Origin of the sequence: Streptomyces sp. NPDC059455 (assembly GCF_042750115.1) — a bacterium.
GTDB classification, from domain to species: Bacteria; Actinomycetota; Actinomycetes; order Streptomycetales; family Streptomycetaceae; genus Streptomyces; species Streptomyces endocoffeicus.
On record NZ_JBHYVB010000026.1, the window covers coordinates 57515 to 73666 of the forward strand.

Consider the following 16152-nt stretch of genomic DNA (forward strand, 5'->3'; position numbering starts at 1 on the left):
CGTGATGATGTCGATGCCCCATCGGCCGCGCCATCCGGTTCCGGGGACAAGGGTGAGAATCAGTCTTCTGCTGTCGGTCGGTTCATCGTGTGTTTGCTGTTGTCTCGTGGGGCGGGCGAGGCCGGTAAGGGGTCAGGAAGCTGTTCGCTGGTTTCGCCCGCCCGGGTGATGCGTGTCCCCGGCCGCTCGACCTGTCCAGGGTGATTCGGCCGGGGACAGTGGCCCCGGACGGGTGGTTGGTGGAACCGGATACGGGGATGGAGGGCCGACCGCAGCTTCCCCACGAGCCGCGGCCGGGGCGCTCATGCGCCGCCTCCTCCGAGAGGCACGGCCGGGGACCTTCCAACGCACGGGAGTGGTCCTCACGACCGGGAGGAAGCCCCAGTCCTGGGAGCGCTGCCGCACTGCTATCAGTGCGGCAGCGCAGGGAATTCCGTCAGGTGGCGGCTGCGTCCGCGTCAACGAGGGCGGCGTGCTCGTCGGCCATGATCGCGTTGAAGGTGCGATCGGTCCGGTCCATCGCCTCCTCCTCCCGGAAGGCTCCGAACGTCGTCCAGTACGTCCGGCCGACCTCGCGTTCCATCACCCACCGCGCCTGGATCCTTAAGGAGGCGGTGTCGAGCAGGCCCGCCCGGTACTTGACCGACAAGAAACTGATCAGCCGGTTGCAGTGCAGAAGCTTGGAGTACTCTTCGGCGGGCGGCTCGCCGGGGGCCGTCCACATTGCCCTCAGCTCGGGATCGGAAGCCACCTCGGAGATCCACACCTGGTGCATCTCCTCGGCGTGCAGGGCGAGCCGCTGCCGGTTGTGCCTCTCGGATTGCACCAGCCGGGCAATGCCGACTGCTGCGGCCGCGAGAACGACGTATGAGGTCTTCATCCCACACCCTTCGTAGTGATCTGCTGTGGAAAGCCCGCCCCGCAGCCCATTCGGGTTTTCCCTACGGAAGCGATATAGGAATTTGGCCAGCTGAGTGAGCTGCTGACGCTCGGTCAGGGTGGCTGCGAGAGGGCCATCTGTCGGTCGCCCCGGCCAGCCGGGGCTCGGCCGGGGCGGCCTATCTATCGGCACCCACGGAGCACTAGGAGCTACCTTGCCTTTGGGATGTCACACCGGTTCGTCTGTAATGGCGAACACCAGATGCACCGAATAGCCGGGTGATTCTGGGGTGCTCACCTCATGCTTCACCCCTTGGGGCAGGATCAGTACATCTCCAGCCCTGGTGACTATCTCCTCGGGTGCACCAGTGGTTTCCGGCCAGACGAGCCAGCGTTTCGCGCCGTGCATTTGAGTGATCACGCCGAGCCATTCGTCATCGTGTGCGCCGAGATTTCGGTCTCCAGCATGTGACTCATAGGCGGTACAGACCACACAGCGACCTATCAACACGGTCAGTCGGTGCGTGACGAGGCTGAACCATCCGTCACTGCGGACATCCAGGCTCTCATAGACCCGAGTACGTTGCCGCTCCCGATAAGCACGGGCAACCGCCTCCTGATCCAATTTACGGTGGAAGTCCATGCCATCGACTAGCGCAACTGTTTGACCTGCCGCCTTCTGTTCCGCCAAAGGCAGAGGTACGCTCTCGATCCACGCAGCATCAAATACCTGCTGGACGTGTACGGGCCGACTTGCCGTGAGCCTCGGCCACATTACCGCGCCAAGGCGGGCGAGGAAGCCGAATGCCACTTCGTGGTACGAATGAGTGTCCACCGACCCCATGCTCCTAAGTCGCGTACAGGTGTCCCCTGGATCCATTCAGCCTGAGCGACACCTTGCAATCCTTCCCAAAAGGTCCTGGGCCACGGGCGGTGAGCGATTCGTCAGCGGGATCGATGACCTGCGTTGCGTGAAGGACGTCGCTCGTGCTGAGTTCGGTCAGGGCGCGAGGACGAATCTCGACCACGCGCTTCTCCTGATTCACGTCCTGGACCAGGACCTCGTCCTCGGAGATCTCCAGCTCCGACGGCACGAACATGAGCCGGAAGGACCCGCCGATCTCATGCTGTTTGAGCACCTCGGCCAGGTGCCGTATCAGGTTCGCCTGCTGCTCCACCAGCGGTTCGGAGGCGAGAACTGTCACTTCTTCTCCTTCTGTGAGTGCCTGATCTCTTAATGAACCCAGCGCGATAGTCGTGCTCCACCTATTCCGCGCCGGGAGTGCGATACCGCTCGAGGCACCGGGACCGGTGTCGACCGGTGCCCCGAGCGGGGTCTATTCGACGGACTGTGGTCCGACTCGCCGGGTGTGGTCCTCCAGCCCCTTGACCAGACCGGTCGACTCCTGGACACGAAGGCGGTCAGAGATGCGGGCAGCAGCCTCTATCGCGGCCGTGACCACCTCGCGGCCGTATGAGACTTCGCGGCGTGTCCGCCGCAAGGGGCTGGATAGCGACAGGACAGCGGACAGGCCCCCATCGCCGTCTCCCACCGCCACCGCCAGCACCAGAACCTCGTCGGCAACACCCTGCACCCAGCCTCGGCGCCTTGTACCGGAGCACGCAGCGGCATCGCTCCACGCTGCCTGGCCCCGGCTGAGCCCCTGCCACGCGAGGAAGACACGCGAGACGGGGTCTTCCCACATCGCCACCGCCCTGGATGGATTGCGCCCACTGGCTGCCGACTTGAGCTGCTGGTCGTCGGCGATGCAGATCCGCCGATCGCCGCAACGCTGTTCAAGGCGAACGGACCGCACGCCGGTTGTGGCCCGCAGTGCACTGAGTTCCTGCCGCAGTTCAAGGTCAGCAATCGCCCGTTGCGCCGCCATTGCCAGACGGATCAGCCTCGGACCGACGATGAACTGCCCCTGCGGGTCGACTTCGACCAGGCCCAGCTCCTCCATAGCGAGAACCAGTCGGTGCACCGTGGAACGCTTCAGGCCGGTTTCTGAAACCACAGTCCCCAGACACGTCGGCCCCTCTTCCAGCACAGCGAGAATCGCACAAGCCTTGTTGAGCACACCGACTCGGCTCTGCACCATACTCGGAGCAGTAATCGTCACCATCTCCCCTCGACAGGCCAGCCATTCGAGCGTGCGGAGTGCCCTCGGTCTCATGACCGCATTGCTCTCGGTTTGCCGACTTTCTCAATCTCCAGCACCTTTTTGCAAAGCGTATGATCCGCCGCGTGAGCGCAGCTCTACACCTGCTTCGATGAGTAGCTCGTGAATAAACCCGAATGAGCGTCCCGTAGCCTCACTTATATCCCGAATACTCACGTTGGGGTTGCTTTTATAGACGACGCTAACGATCTCGCGGACGCGTTCACGGTCATTCCCGAGAAGTCTCTTCCCTCGCGGCACACGAGGGATGCCTTCCAACTTGGCAGTCATGGCTGAATTCCTAAAAGACGCTGTCTCATACTTAATGACGGTCGCCGAAGAAGCTCCGGCTACGATGGTGATGGATGAGCGGCTGAGTCGAGTTTCTAAGAGTCGAGGGCGAACTACCTGTGAGTGGCTGCGCGCACTAGTCCTGCCCGGATTTCACCCAGGACTCCGGACAGGCGCGGGCCTGGATACTTCATCCCGTGCCGGTCCAAGCAGGCCGAGCTCCCAGCCACGGCGAATAAGATGCACCGTGGTTCTGGCGTCCATCAGCGCCATTAGCTCGCGCACATCCCTACGCACGATGTCCGCGGACACTCCGCCGTTCGCAGCGATCCATCCCGGATCCTGGCCTCCCGCCAAACCGCGGAGAACATCGAGCTGCCCCATACTCAGCACGAGGTTCACACCGTCGTTTGTGTGCTCGGGCGGGCGGATTTCTTCCAGCAGGTAGGCCCGATGTACGGTACCCGGCCGCTCGGGTGAGCAGAGCTTCGCTGAGGCGTACCGCAGGCAGTCGTTCACCCTGGAGGTACACACACCCATTTCCGCGGCCGCTTCCGCCGGTGTCATACCGCTCGCTGTGAGTTGGAGGGCTTCCCGCTCGCGAGCAGACAACCTCAAACGGCCCGGCGATTTACGCGGTTGGCTGGTCACCATGACCCTTCCCGTTTCGGATACGTATGGGCTCGATGGCACGGGGGATGGACGGCTCAGGCGGCGGTGCGTTCCCTCAGGTCTTCAAGGTCCACGACCGTGCAGCCGTGGAGCGCGACGACTTCGCGGCAGGCGAGTGTCCAACGAAGCCGCGGGTCGCCGTAGGCCACGAACGTGAACCGCTCGCCGTGCTCGCCGGGCACCGGCCTGAGGGTCGCGGGTGCGTACCCAAGACCAGCCACGCCCCAGGCCGTGGCCTCCTCCACCAACACCGCTACGCACCCCCTCCGTGCCGAGGGACGGCCCCGTGCCTCGACCGCGCAGCCTTCGCAGACAGGTGGCGTGGTGGTCTTCTCTCCATCTGTGATCGGCCTGCCGGTCCCTGCGTGCAGCAGGAAGAGACGCCGTCCATCGCGTCGGTCGTCAGTGGGCCGGCCGCAGTACTGACACAGCATGAAATTCATCGCCTGCCGCTGGCGCAAGGCGTGCACACGGTCGAGCAGTGGTGCACCAGCCCCAGGCTTGACCGGCACCCGGATCCACAGCGCGCCCCGCCTTCGCTCAGCAATGCCGTATTCGTCCGCGTAGCCGATCCCCATTCCGCCGCGGCCGAGTCGCGTCGTGATCGTGGCCGGTGGCGCGTTTTCTCCCGTCCAGGGAGCGATATACGGCACGCGCACGGTGCCCGCGAAGTACTGACGCGGTCGTGGACGCCGAAGGACAGCAGTGGAGTAGTCCGGCAGCATCCCACCAACAGACGAAAGGTGCTGGTCCCGACGCATGTTCAATCCTTTCGGAATGTGCTTTGCGAGTAGAGCCCCTCTTCGGCGGCCTTGTGACTCCGCGGGGGAACGGGAAGAAGGTGCCGAAGAGGGAGTAGAGGGTTCACGTCACGCCTGGTTTTGCCGCCGCCCCTCCCTTCCTGGCAGTTGGAGCAGGGGCGGCGGCCCTCACCAGACGTGCGTCTGGTTGACACGGTCGGGAAGCGGCACCGATGTGCCAGGCCATGGGGGATACCAGCCCACCTTGCCGAATACCTCCCGGCATATGTCGGGCAGCTCTGCGAAGCACAGGGGTCTGCCGCGCTTGACCAGCCCAACTGCTCCCGTTTCCATGGGTTTCCTGCTTGCCGCCATCACGGCCTGGCCCCCGTCTCGCCGAGACCGTAGAAACGCAGTCCCTCGCCAAGGTAGGAGTGGAGGAGACGGGCGCTGGGCAGTTCCAGTGGGGCCCGTTCGGTGAGGTGCCAAGGCGGAGTGTCCCAGCGGGCCCCTATGGTCGGCGGGAGGATAATTCGCGCATCCCGGCCGACCTTGACCTGGACGTTGGGGAGCGTGGAGGCATACGGTCCGGTGCCGCGCGCGGTCAAGAAGGTGCCCGTGTCACCGTGCAGGAGGCAGGGCACGGCCTTCCCCTTCCTGTCGAGTCTGACGAGTGCATCCGTGGCGGCTATGCGCGGGACGGAGACCGCGTCGAACTCGTCGCAGGCAGTCAGCACGACGGTGCTGGGATTGTGTACGAAGTGGGCTTCTACTTCGCCTGGCCGCATCAGCTCTGTGCCGATGAATAAGGGCCACCTGAGCAGGTCCGCGTAGGCGTACATGAGGGCAGAGCGGTCGCGGGTCCTTGGAGGCCACGCAGAAGTCGTCATCATCGAGCCCCCCAAGGGCTGCGCAGTACCGTCCGGCCACCGGCGTGGCGGCATGTCGGTTTCTGTTCATCGAGCGTGGCACGGGCATCAGCAAGGCAGCGGGCGAGCGGGACTGGGCTGGTCAGATGTGGGGGGAACCTGTCCGGGACTTCCGGGGCCCTCAGCCACATGGACGTCGAGGAAGCCCCCGGCTCCGGTGGGGGTACCTGGAGGGCGTGTCCCCGTCCCAGGCATATAGGGCGACGTGTCCGCTCCGGCCACTGGGTGGCAGCGACCAGCTCACGCCACCGAGCATCGGTGCCCCGCGGAACGAACACCGCCGCGGCGCTCAGTGGAGGGAAGGCGACGGCCGGACCCAGAGGTTGCTCATACTCCGCGAGGAGTCGGAAGGCTGCCTCAACGAGTTCCTGGCTGCCAAGGATCACGTCGAAGACGACCCCGCAGCGAAGCCGTCGGGGAAGTGTCGGGTTGAGACGCCATAGGTCCGCGGCGAGGTCTGGTTGAGGCGCTGCCTTGGCGAGCCAGGCGCTGAGCATGTCGGCCCCGATCGGTGGCATCGCCATCGGTGTCGCCATCATGCACTCCCGGTCTCTACCGCTTGTTGCCAGCACGCACTGTGCGTGCTGGGCGGGTCACCTAGTGCAGCGAACATTGGCGGCTATGACCAGGTCTTTTAACCGGAATCTTCGCCGCCCTTGACCCGCCCTCGGCTCGCCCTTTCCCCGCCCTTTCCCCGCCCTTCTGCCCCTTGGCAGGCCGATTGCAGGAGGACAACTCCCCCTGCGCGTCAGGCAAGCACTACGGTGAGGCACAGGAAAGCGACCGTGAGAGGCATCCATGGCCGAGTCAACGCCAGCCAGCAGCCCACTGAAGCGACTGCGCGTGGCGGCAAACCTCACTCAGAAGGAGATCGTCGGCAAGCTGGCGGAGTGTGCAGCCCGTATGCATGCGGACGGCAAGCTCGACACGCTCGTGGAGGTCAGCGTCCGGCAGTACAGCAAGTGGGAGGGTAAAAATCCTCCGTGGCCACATCCCCCCGCGCGAAAGGTCCTTGAGGAGTACTTTCAACGACCAGTGGACACCCTCGGGTTCACCCCAGGTCATGACGTGCAGCAGCCGGACCTCGCGGTGGTGCCTGCGCTCCCTCCTACACCCGTGGTCGAGGTTCCCTCGCCACGTCCGGTCGCCGCCCCCGGGGGCCCCACTGTCGGGCAGAGTCTTCCGTGGCTCACGCCCCCAGGTACTGGCCCGGCCCATGCGATGGAGTGGCGCATTGAGGAGGCCGAAGTTGAATTTCTTCGTGAGTCTGCCAACGATTTGGATGCAACAGACCAGCGGTTTGGGGCCAATCGGCTGTGGCGCCCGACACGGGCTCATCTCATGTGGGTTCATCAGATGATTGACCGTGGCATTTATGACGACGCACTTGGCCGACAGCTCCACGGCCTTGCTGGCATGTTCACTACGAGCCTCGGTTGGTTCTCTTATGACGCCGGTCTGCAAGCTGAAGCCCGGTATTACTTCTCCGAAGCACTGAATACTGCCAACTTCACCGGCGATGACAAACTAGCGAGCCGCACCCTCAGCAACATGGCACGACAAGCCGTTGACCTCAATAAGGGTAGGGAGGCCGTACGTTTCTCCCGGCTTGCGCAGGCCCACGCGAAGGAATGGGCTGCGCCTCCTCGCGTCGCGGCTCTCCTAGCTATCAGGGAAGCGCAAGGTCACGCCACTCTGGGTGACGCCATCTCCTGCGAGAAGAGCATTCGGGACGCCTGGCAGGCATGGGAGCGCGGGCGCGACGACCGCGATCCGGACTGGACGACCTTCCTTAACGAGGCCGAAATGGTCTGCCTTGAAGGCATGTGCCGCCTTGATCTTGGTCAAGGTGCTCGCGCACAAAAACTCCTCGCGCGATCAGAGAAATTACAAGACATCGAGCACTCCCGAAACCGGGGCATGTGCCTCGGGCGGCTCTCTGCCGCTGCACTGGAGAACGGTGACCTGAACCACAGCGTGGACGCCGCCACAGAATCCTTGCGCCTGATCGAGAGCGGCATGTCCTCGACACGTACTGCCCAGCAGTTGAGGATCGTCCATCGAGGGCTGGCCCCGCACCATCGCAGCCGAGAGGTACGGGACCTGTTGGAGCAGATCAGCGAGTGCATCGCCTGATCTCCAAAAAGAAGGGAAGTCGTTCAGCGTGGATGTGCATTTCCAGCGGCATGATGGGCCGTCGGCCAAGGGCATCGCAGATGAGCTGATCAGCGTGTATGCCAGGGTGTACGACAAGCCCCCGTATGTCGGTGACCCGTTCTTCTCGGTCGACATGTTCCGCGACCGCCTTGTGGCCGCCTTCGGCTCCGAAGGGTTCGAGACAGTGACCGCTTGGCAAGACGGACAGATCGTCGGATACGTGCACGGCGCCACACTGCCGGCTGATAAGCCATGGTGGCTCTCCCTCGGTGATCAAAGGCCGAAGAAGCTACGGAAGCTGGCCGATGACCGCCAAGTCTTCTGGTTGCGCGAGCTGATGGTCCTTCCCGAGTGCCAGAGCCGCGGGCTTGGACGGCAGATCCACGACACGGTCATTGCTGGGCGGGCGGAGAGCGCCACGACATTGACGTGCATCATCGACAACCAGCCAGCCCACGATGCGTACCTACGCTGGGGCTACAGCATCATGGGACAGATCAAGCACGCACCGGAAAGCCCCGTCTACGATGCGATGTTCCTTCCCTCGAACTGATCAAGAAAGACGCACGCTATGCACCATTGTCTCACCACCGAGAGCCAGGCCCCGCTGACAACCAGTCACCGGCACCGTCTAGCCGCTCGCCCTGATGTCCTGTTTGTGTACGGGACGCTGCAATTCCCTACGGTCTTGGAAGGCTTGATCGGCCGAATACCGGTTGGTAAGCCCACAACGGCCCGGGGATGGAGAGCCGCGGCTCTCGAACACCGCGTCTACCCCGGTCTTGTCCCAGCCCCCGGGCGGACTGCGACCGGGCTTCTCCTTGAAGACCTGAGCGAAGCCGAATGGAAGGTCCTCGACGACTTCGAGGACGCCCGATACGACCTCCGGCGAATCTCACTCGCTGAGGAGTCCACGGGTTGGGCTTACATCTGGCCGGGCGAGGAAGTGCTTCCTCACGATTGGCGAGCGGACCACTTCGCAGCACGTCACCTCTCGGCCTACACGGCGCGTTTCAAGGCCAGTACCGTGCAGCGGGATTCGCCAGCCTGTTGACCAGCCGCAACTCGGGCCTCCCGCAGGTGGGAGGCCCGAGCCACAGTTCGGGCGGTGTGCCGTGGCTCTGGTAACGCCGGAATGCCCTTGAATGCATAGGGGCCGGGGAAGGGGGCCGTGCGCATCCCGAATTCGGGGGCGACCGCCGCCCTAGATCGGAGCATACTGCGCGACCTCGAATCCGACCTCCTCCAGCACCGCGACTTGCGCCCACCGCAGCGTCTTCCGACTATGCGCTGACAAGTTCAGTGGATGGTGCGGTCGGCGCGAGGACCATCACACGTCCCGCTCTGCTGGGTGATCGATGAGTGTGTGGCGGGCCTCGGGGATCACACAGTTGCAGGTGAAGCAGACCGGTGCTGGCGCCGTCTCGCTCGCTACGTGGATGCCGTCGATGAGGGCGTGGTCATGGCATCTCGGGCACTCTCTCCGGAAGCCTCTCTCGCCGCGCCTCAGGTGGAATCGCATGATCGGTGCGCGGTGGTTGATCTTCTCGCAGAAGAGGCAGCGATGCTGCAATTGCGAGGCGGCGAGGACCAGCGCGTTCTGGCCACACGCCGGGCAATCGATGGTGCGGGGTTCGTAGCCCTTGAGGCCACCACGTAGGCGCCGCATACGCTGTTTCACGAACGCGTCGATGGAACGCACGCCTCTGCTCACCAGGTTGAGCTCAGCCGACAGACTCTCGTCGGCTGTGCCGATTGTCGGGTTGATCAACTCCGTGTGGATGAAGCGGTAAAGGAAGTCCAGCACTCGACCGGCGCGCGCCTCGACGGCGTGGGCGTTCTGGGTCAGCCCGTAGTGCTGCAGCGCGTTACGGTCTGCAGCCAGGGCGATCAGTGCGCTGCGTTCATCATCGGTGATGTCGCAGCCGACGATGCTCCGAAGTCGCTGCACCGCCTGCTTGGTTGTGCAGCTCTCGAAGTCGCCCTCATGGAAGCGCCGAAGGTTGGCCTGGCCGGGGTCGGAGAACACGAGGGCCCAGTGCTCCCGGTGGAGGCGCTCCTTGAGGAGGACTTCGATGGCGGCCTGCAGGTGAAGCACCGCGTACTTGAGGTCGCGGGGGCCCACCTCGTCCTTGGTCAGGTGGTCGACGACGCTGACGAGGTAATCGGCCCCGTTGAGAAGGGGTGGGAAGTGCAACTCCTGCTGGCGGAGGCCACCAGAAGCCCTCGTACCTGCATTTTCCACGCGGTGACCTCGCTCTCAGGGCATGGGTTGGTGCAAATGGGCCCGATCCCCGCCGCGGGCAACCCTGTCACCACCGCTTTCATTTCGCCCGTACGTCCCTCGTCACCATTGAACCTGCCAGCAGCTGACCAGCGGAAACGTGCAAATCGTAACAAGAATCGGCACTCCGACGTACAGGAATTGACGGCTGGCCCGCCCTCGCCAGATCAAGGAGATGCCCCTCCATGAGCACCGAACAGCCACTCTCCCTGTCGCACTACGACCACCTCGGAATGTCTGAGGCTCCGATCTGGGACCGCCACCACCAAAAGGGTGGTCACGCGTGATACCCGCCCTATCCGTCGTCATCTCCACCCTGGCCGCTGACGCCGCACACGACGCTGCGCACGAGACCGCGGCCCGGTTCCGGCACGGCGTCTACTCCGTGCCGTGCACGACGTGCCACGTTCCGCCTGGCGTGCTGTGCCTTACCCGGCGCAGCGTGCACGCCGCCCGCCGGGACCTATACCGGCAGAGCCCAAAGTCCACCGGCCTCGTGCCCCTTCTCGTGGCTCGGGCCCGATGAGCGCCCTCGCTGTCGAGGCCCCGGTCGCACCCGAGTGGGCCGACCGCCTGGTCGTGCGCGCCGCAGGCCGCCCTCTTCTACACATCGCGAAGGAAGGCATCACGGCCCCGCCGGTGCCAGTGTTTACCGTGCCCCTGGAATGCGAGCCGGACGCCGAGCGGCCGCTGGGAGTGCGGCCCTGGGACGGGCCCGCTACCGAGTCGAGCATCTGCCCGGTCTGCCTCCGGTCTCTGCGTGGGGAGCCGGAGCTCGAGCAGCCCCGGCTCATTCCCGCTGGCGTCGCCGAGACACTGCCGGAGCCCGAACCCGACCGCCACGGCCGCCACCTCTGGGCCGTCTCAGACCAACAGACGTACGCTGAGGCGCCCCTGCCCGCCGAGCACGCGGGCTGCCCGATCACCTGGTCGGCGTGGAAACCAGCCCCTGTCATCTCCCACTACGACCCGTCGTGTGAGTGGTGTGGTGACCCCGGGCACGGCGAGTTGACCAGCGGTCGTCAGGGAGACTCGGCGTCGAAGACCGCTCCTCCGCGGATCTACCTGGCTCGCCGCTGCACCGCCTGCCAGCTGATGACCGCGTACGAGCAGGTCGGCAGCGACCTGCGTACCATCGCCCACCACAAGTCGCGAGCCTTGAAGGACTGCAACCGTTGATCAACCCCGATACCGACGCCCAAATCGAGCAACAACTCGCGCTGATCGCCTGCGGCTCGCGCCCCGGGAAGACCAAGGCCTGTGACTGCTGTCAGAAGAAGTGCCGCGTCCTGCTTGACGCCGCCTCTCTGGGCGCTGTCGACCTGCTCGCCGCGGTGATATGCGGCTCTGAGCACAACGCCTGCGGCACGTGCAAGGAGAAGGCCGCCGAGATCATCCGCGTCTACAACGAGACGGTCGAGTGACCTCGGCAATCGCCTGCCGCGCGAGGCTACGGCAAGAAGTCTGGGATGCGGACGCTTCAGAGGGCGGGCCGTGGCCAGTCGGCCGGGGCCTTGTCGTGTCCGTGTCTGCGGCTCGTGGAATGATCCCCCGTCATGGGGAGACGCATATGGGGGCAGACGGTCGGCATGCTAGTCCTGACCGTGGCGGCCGCGGCCGGCTGCAGCAGCTCAAGCGAAGAGGACACCACGAAGCCCGCCGCGAAGGCGAGGACGGTGAGCCTGGAGAACGCAACTACCACGTTCCAGAACGCGGTGATGAAGTTCGATACAGACGGCGGCTGCCTCAAGAAGGACCCGGGGACGTGCTGGAAGCAGATGCAGGGACTCATGGAGCCCGCGCGCACCTTGCGGAAGGCGATGAATGCGCACAAGGGCACGGAGCCCGAGTTCTGGTCGCAGGCGTACGCGCTGATCGACTCCATGGAGGACGGCATCGCTGTGGGGGAGGACAAGGGAGCCACAGCCGTCGGCACGAATCGGCCCGACGTCCTCGGCTCCGCCCACAAACTGTCGGACTGGCTCGGCGAACACCCAACCTCGTAGTCACTGACCGGAGCAGGCAGGGGTCCCTGTGGAGTCCAGTGGCTGGCCATCTCCACTCGCTGACCGGGCGGTCCGTTCAACGGCGATTCCAAGCCGGCTCGCTGCATCGGCGAGCTCCAGATGCGGAGCCTCACCTTGGCATCGAAGAGGACGGCCAGCAGGTGTACCGCTGGGTACCGAAATCCCAGGGCAAGAAGGCATATGCATGAGGACGCGACAGTAACGGCACGGGGCGCGCACTGTTCGGCGGCTGCCCCGATTGGGGCAGCTTCCTCTAATGAACGGAAGCGCATGACTGCCACTTCTTGGAACCCGAATCTCACCAACGTCGCCGGCACCGACGGGACCGTCGGCTCCGGCCGCTACGCCATCTCGAACGGCATCTGCGCCTTCACCGCGATGATCGTGGCGAAGGAGGAGACGAACGCGGCGTCGAACGCCGGATTCGGTCTCACCCTTCCCGTACCGGCCGCGGCAGGGGTTCGCTACACCTTCCAGCTCAGCTTCGACGGCCGCGACGCCGACCACGGGGTCTGGACGGGCGAGGCGCAGATCTACGCTGGGTCGGACGGCTCGCAGATCGACCGGCTGCGCGTGACCGGCACGTCCAACGGTGCTGCCCTCCAGAACGTCAACCATTTCTATGGCGATACCGAGGGCGCGAAGTACGCGGAGATCATCACGGTGTCCGGGTCATACCCGGTGGCCTAGTCCAGCCGATGAGGGGCCGCCGGAGCATGCGTTCCGGCGGCCCTTCGCCGTTCTCTGACGGCGCTCATTCGCGGTTGCCGTGGGGATCCTGAACCCGGGGCCGGAGGCGGGACCTCATCGGCTGGAGTGCTCGGGAGACCTCTCGGCCGAATCGGTCGAGGGCGGCATCCAGGCGGGTCGCATCCTCCACTCTTGATGCTGCGGACAACAGGTCGTCGGCGGCGGTTGCCACACCATCGTCGGGGTGGCGGATCAGCGGGGCCGCGGCGGTGGCGAGGCGCAGTATCGGCCCTTGCACGGTGGCGGCGTGCCGCTTGCTCGCTCGTCGGTCAGCGCCAAGGAGGTGGGCCGCTGCCCCGAGTCCAGCGACGAACGCCAGCCGGTCAGGGCCGCCAGCAACCCGTGTGCGGGCCGCTGCTCCGACGCAGGCGAGTGCAGCCAAGAGCCCGGAGCGGGCACGTTCAGGCCAGCCCTCGTACAGGATATGGGCGGAGGCGGCAGCGCCCCGTACGTCCGCCACGGCGACGACCAGGGCGTCAGCCTGGATCTGGAGAGCGCTTCTCTCGGCTTCGCGATCGGCGCGCTTACGGGAGAGGTTGGTCAGCCACCAGGTCAGGACGGCGACGGCGGCTGCGACCGCGAGGTCTTCAATCTTGTCCACGCGGGCAGCGTCCTGTTTGTCGCCAGAAGACTGAGCGGCTGTTGCGGCTCTGAGGCCGAACGCTGGTGTGTTTGTTACACACCGTCACGCGGCGCATGCCGCAGGTCTTTCAGGTCGGAGCGCTGAGTCATACGGTCATCCTTCAGTTGAGGAGACCACGGCGACGTGGCTTGTGCAGGGGCTCCGGCTCGTACAGGGCAAGCAGAAGAGCTTCCGCACGGTCCGGCGACTTCATGCCGCGCGCCTTCATCGCCTTCTTTGACTCGACGACGGAGTAGCCGCCGGCGTTCGACAGCAGCTTCGGAGTGGAGAGCTGGGCTGCGGACTTCTTGTCGATACGGAACCGGATGCGGCCGCGGCCCGTGGACGGGTCGGGCTGCAGGAGGCTTCTGGTAGCGAGCCACATCTCGTCGCGCTTGCGGTAGGGCCGCATGACCGCGCCCGGGTCGTCCTGGGATGGGTTCTCGGACACCATGACGCCGACGATCTGCGCCCGGTGCCGCCCGTTCTCGCCCCACCGCTCGAGCATGCTGGTAACGCCGTGGCCGATGCCGTTTTTGTCGACTTTGATGCGGACGGGGTGCGGGGAGCCGAGGGCGTCGGCCAGGCGCTGCGCGGCGTGGATCTCCTCCAGGACCCGCTCGGCGACCTTGACCTGATTGTCGTTGGCGGAGCCTGCGGAGGCGTGCCGGTTCTCGATGACGTCGCCGACGGACCGGGCGATGGTGAATTCATCGCCGCCGTCCGCGGCGACGTCGACGCCGAGGCGTACCCAGGCCCCTTGCTTCACGGTGTGCGTGGCGGTCTCCTCCTGAAGCCTGAGGTCGCACAGGCGGTGCCAGCCGTGCCCGGCGGGGTCTTCTTCGTTCGTGGCGTCCTCGACCCAGGTGGGCGGGATGACGAGGCCTCCGCCGCCCTTCGGGAACTTCGCGTAGACCTTGGCGATGACGTATGGGTGATCAGGTCCGTACGAGCGGATCGTGCGGTCCACCCAGTCCTGGTCCGGCATGTGCCGGGTGAGGGTGTGCCGGTCGTGGGTGCTGTCGGGGCAGTCGGTGCAGTATGCCGTCCGCTCTCCCGTGATCGCCGGAGAGTCCAGGGAGGAGATCGACAGGGTGACGGTGGTCGGCTCCTCCGGATCGTCGCCCTCGACGCACAGATCCTCGAACCAACTCGCCGGGTCGTCCATCGCGGGGTTGCCGATGGCGAGCATCGCGGCATGTCCGCCAGTCAGGAGGTTGTTCGTACCGTGGCCGATTGTCGGGGCGATACCGCCGGCCTCGTCGACGATGAGAAGGATGTGGGCCATGTGGATGCCCTGCATAGCGGCCTCGTCGTTCGCGGGCGCCGAGAAGCCGTACGCAGCGACGAAGTCGTGCCCTTGCGGTGTCGGCATCTTGTACTGGACGGTGTCGCAATGGCCTGGCAGGCCAGCACGGGGGACGACCTTACGGATATGGGGCCAGAGCTGACGCTGCACCTGGCGGAAGCGGGTCGCGGTGGTGATACACAGGGCGGTGCCGACCGGGTAGACGTTGACGAACCAGACCGCGGCGCGCGCGGCGAGGTGGGTCTTCCCGACGCCGAAACCGGCTGGGACGGCGACGCGCTTGTGGTCGACGATCGCATCGAGGACGGCCCGCTGCTTGCTCCATATGGACTCGCCCAGGACGTCCTCCACGAAGCCCGAGGGACTGTCCCGCCAAAGGCCATACATGGAGCCCGTGGCCCGCTCGATTTCCCGCATGACATACGGGCGCTCGCGGGCGCTGATGTCGTGCTTGAAGGCACGGCGGCGGGCGGCGACGGGGGCGCGCAGCAGGATATCCGCGACATTGGAGGCGTCGCGGGAGACGGTGCCGGGCTGGCGGGCGTGCTGCAACTCCTGGACAGAGGGGGCCACGCGGAGGCGCGAAGACGGAGGCTGCGTGCGGGACATGGCGGGGAAAGTGCCGCCTGCGGGAATCTACTGTCGCGGCCTGGCCGGGGCTCATGCCCAGACCATCGGCCAGACCGCGGGGTTCCGGCACTGACCAGACGAGGCACCCGGGGAACATAGGTGTTGGGGAGTCTGTACCGGAGCTCGTTGCCGGGGTGAGGCCCTGCACCGGGGAGGTGAAGCAGGGCCATCACTCCGACCGGGGTACGGCCGGAGTGCTTTCCCCTGGGCAATGTCGGAGTCAGCGGGCCATTCGCACCCTGTAGTACGTCAGGGCGCCGAATCCGTTACACCCCCGGGGCCGATGGGCGGCTTCATGCCCCAGACCTCCATCCGCATGTTGTTGAACCGGCGGTTCGGGGCTCGCACGAGGCCCTTCAGGCCGTCCCTGCCGCCGCAGGACGCGGGTCAATGGTCCACGGCGGCGCGGCCGCGTCCACGGTCAGAGTTTCGGGAAGCTTGGTACGCGCCGATGCCTGAGCGAAGCGAAGGCATCGGAACCTACTTAATGATGCTGCTTGATCTTGTTACTAAAGGGGCCCAGTCCGCCGGAACCCGGTCTGCCGGCGACCGCTTCACCGGGGACCGGATTCCTGGTCCCCGGCGAGCCGGGGCCCCCAAAAAGTCCGCCCGGGGTGCGGGGGGGTGGGGGGGGGGCGGGGGGGTCGGTGGTTGTGGGGGGGTGGGGGGGGGTGGGAGGTAAACACGAAAACGCGCACGA

General features: G+C 65.5%; 17 protein-coding genes. 7 read left to right on the forward strand and 10 right to left on the reverse strand.

Annotated elements, in window-relative coordinates; all coding sequences use genetic code 11:
- Positions 1-436: 436 nt before the first annotated feature.
- From ACFXB5_RS12375 to ACFXB5_RS12405, 7 genes are all read right to left on the reverse strand, one after another.
- On the reverse strand, positions 437-880 hold the full coding sequence (locus ACFXB5_RS12375) for a DUF6082 family protein (RefSeq protein ID WP_385205976.1): 444 nt from the start codon (positions 878-880) through the stop codon (positions 437-439).
- A 228-nt stretch (positions 881-1108) separates the two neighbouring features.
- Complete coding sequence (locus ACFXB5_RS12380; RefSeq protein ID WP_385205980.1) at positions 1109-1714, reverse strand: JmjC domain-containing protein; 606 nt, start codon at positions 1712-1714, stop codon at positions 1109-1111.
- 13 nt (positions 1715-1727) lie between these two features.
- On the reverse strand, positions 1728-2084 hold the full coding sequence (locus ACFXB5_RS12385; protein ID WP_385205983.1) for a hypothetical protein: 357 nt from the start codon (positions 2082-2084) through the stop codon (positions 1728-1730).
- A gap of 132 nt (positions 2085-2216) precedes the next feature.
- A complete protein-coding gene (locus tag ACFXB5_RS12390) occupies positions 2217-2981 on the reverse strand; it encodes a helix-turn-helix domain-containing protein (protein WP_385205984.1) in 765 nt (254 codons plus the stop codon).
- A 105-nt stretch (positions 2982-3086) separates the two neighbouring features.
- Positions 3087-3332 (reverse strand): helix-turn-helix domain-containing protein, encoded by a 246-nt coding sequence (locus ACFXB5_RS12395; protein WP_385205987.1) that lies wholly within the window; start codon positions 3330-3332, stop codon positions 3087-3089.
- A gap of 707 nt (positions 3333-4039) precedes the next feature.
- Positions 4040-4765: a hypothetical protein gene (locus ACFXB5_RS12400; protein WP_385205990.1), complete on the reverse strand. Its 726-nt coding sequence runs from the start codon at positions 4763-4765 to the stop codon at positions 4040-4042.
- Between the two features lie 353 nt (positions 4766-5118).
- Positions 5119-5586 (reverse strand): hypothetical protein, encoded by a 468-nt coding sequence (locus ACFXB5_RS12405; RefSeq protein WP_385205992.1) that lies wholly within the window; start codon positions 5584-5586, stop codon positions 5119-5121.
- A gap of 885 nt (positions 5587-6471) precedes the next feature.
- Here ACFXB5_RS12405 and ACFXB5_RS12410 point away from each other — a divergent pair.
- Genes ACFXB5_RS12410 through ACFXB5_RS12420 form a run of 3 tightly spaced genes read left to right on the forward strand, consistent with a single transcriptional unit; the run spans position 6472 to position 8884 of the window.
- Complete coding sequence (locus ACFXB5_RS12410) at positions 6472-7809, forward strand: hypothetical protein (protein ID WP_385205995.1); 1338 nt, start codon at positions 6472-6474, stop codon at positions 7807-7809.
- Positions 7810-7837: 28 nt separating this feature from the next.
- Positions 7838-8383: a GNAT family N-acetyltransferase gene (locus ACFXB5_RS12415; RefSeq protein WP_385205998.1), complete on the forward strand. Its 546-nt coding sequence runs from the start codon at positions 7838-7840 to the stop codon at positions 8381-8383.
- Between the two features lie 18 nt (positions 8384-8401).
- Positions 8402-8884 (forward strand): gamma-glutamylcyclotransferase family protein, encoded by a 483-nt coding sequence (locus ACFXB5_RS12420; protein ID WP_385206001.1) that lies wholly within the window; start codon positions 8402-8404, stop codon positions 8882-8884.
- A 276-nt stretch (positions 8885-9160) separates the two neighbouring features.
- Here ACFXB5_RS12420 and ACFXB5_RS12425 read toward each other — a convergent pair whose 3' ends face one another.
- Positions 9161-10075 (reverse strand): hypothetical protein, encoded by a 915-nt coding sequence (locus tag ACFXB5_RS12425; RefSeq protein ID WP_385206004.1) that lies wholly within the window; start codon positions 10073-10075, stop codon positions 9161-9163.
- A 561-nt stretch (positions 10076-10636) separates the two neighbouring features.
- Between ACFXB5_RS12425 and ACFXB5_RS12430 the strand changes: the two genes are divergently transcribed.
- The 4 genes from ACFXB5_RS12430 to ACFXB5_RS12445 all read left to right on the forward strand — a co-directional run bounded on the left by ACFXB5_RS12430 (position 10637) and on the right by ACFXB5_RS12445 (position 12831).
- Positions 10637-11293 (forward strand): hypothetical protein, encoded by a 657-nt coding sequence (locus tag ACFXB5_RS12430; protein ID WP_385206007.1) that lies wholly within the window; start codon positions 10637-10639, stop codon positions 11291-11293.
- On the forward strand, positions 11290-11538 hold the full coding sequence (locus ACFXB5_RS12435; protein ID WP_385206009.1) for a hypothetical protein: 249 nt from the start codon (positions 11290-11292) through the stop codon (positions 11536-11538). The genes ACFXB5_RS12430 and ACFXB5_RS12435 overlap by 4 nt, the downstream gene beginning before the upstream one ends.
- Before the next feature lie 132 nt (positions 11539-11670).
- Entirely contained in the window at positions 11671-12120 is a 450-nt protein-coding gene (locus tag ACFXB5_RS12440) for a hypothetical protein (protein WP_385206011.1), read from the forward strand.
- Between the two features lie 291 nt (positions 12121-12411).
- Entirely contained in the window at positions 12412-12831 is a 420-nt protein-coding gene (locus tag ACFXB5_RS12445; RefSeq protein WP_385206014.1) for a hypothetical protein, read from the forward strand.
- A gap of 64 nt (positions 12832-12895) precedes the next feature.
- On the opposite strand, the gene ACFXB5_RS12450 is transcribed toward ACFXB5_RS12445, so the two are convergent.
- Both ACFXB5_RS12450 and ACFXB5_RS12455 read right to left on the reverse strand, forming a co-directional pair.
- Positions 12896-13492, reverse strand: a complete 597-nt coding sequence (locus tag ACFXB5_RS12450; RefSeq protein ID WP_385206015.1) for a hypothetical protein — start codon at positions 13490-13492, stop codon at positions 12896-12898.
- 142 nt (positions 13493-13634) lie between these two features.
- Complete coding sequence (locus tag ACFXB5_RS12455; protein ID WP_385206018.1) at positions 13635-15395, reverse strand: hypothetical protein; 1761 nt, start codon at positions 15393-15395, stop codon at positions 13635-13637.
- Positions 15396-16152 lie beyond the last annotated feature (757 nt).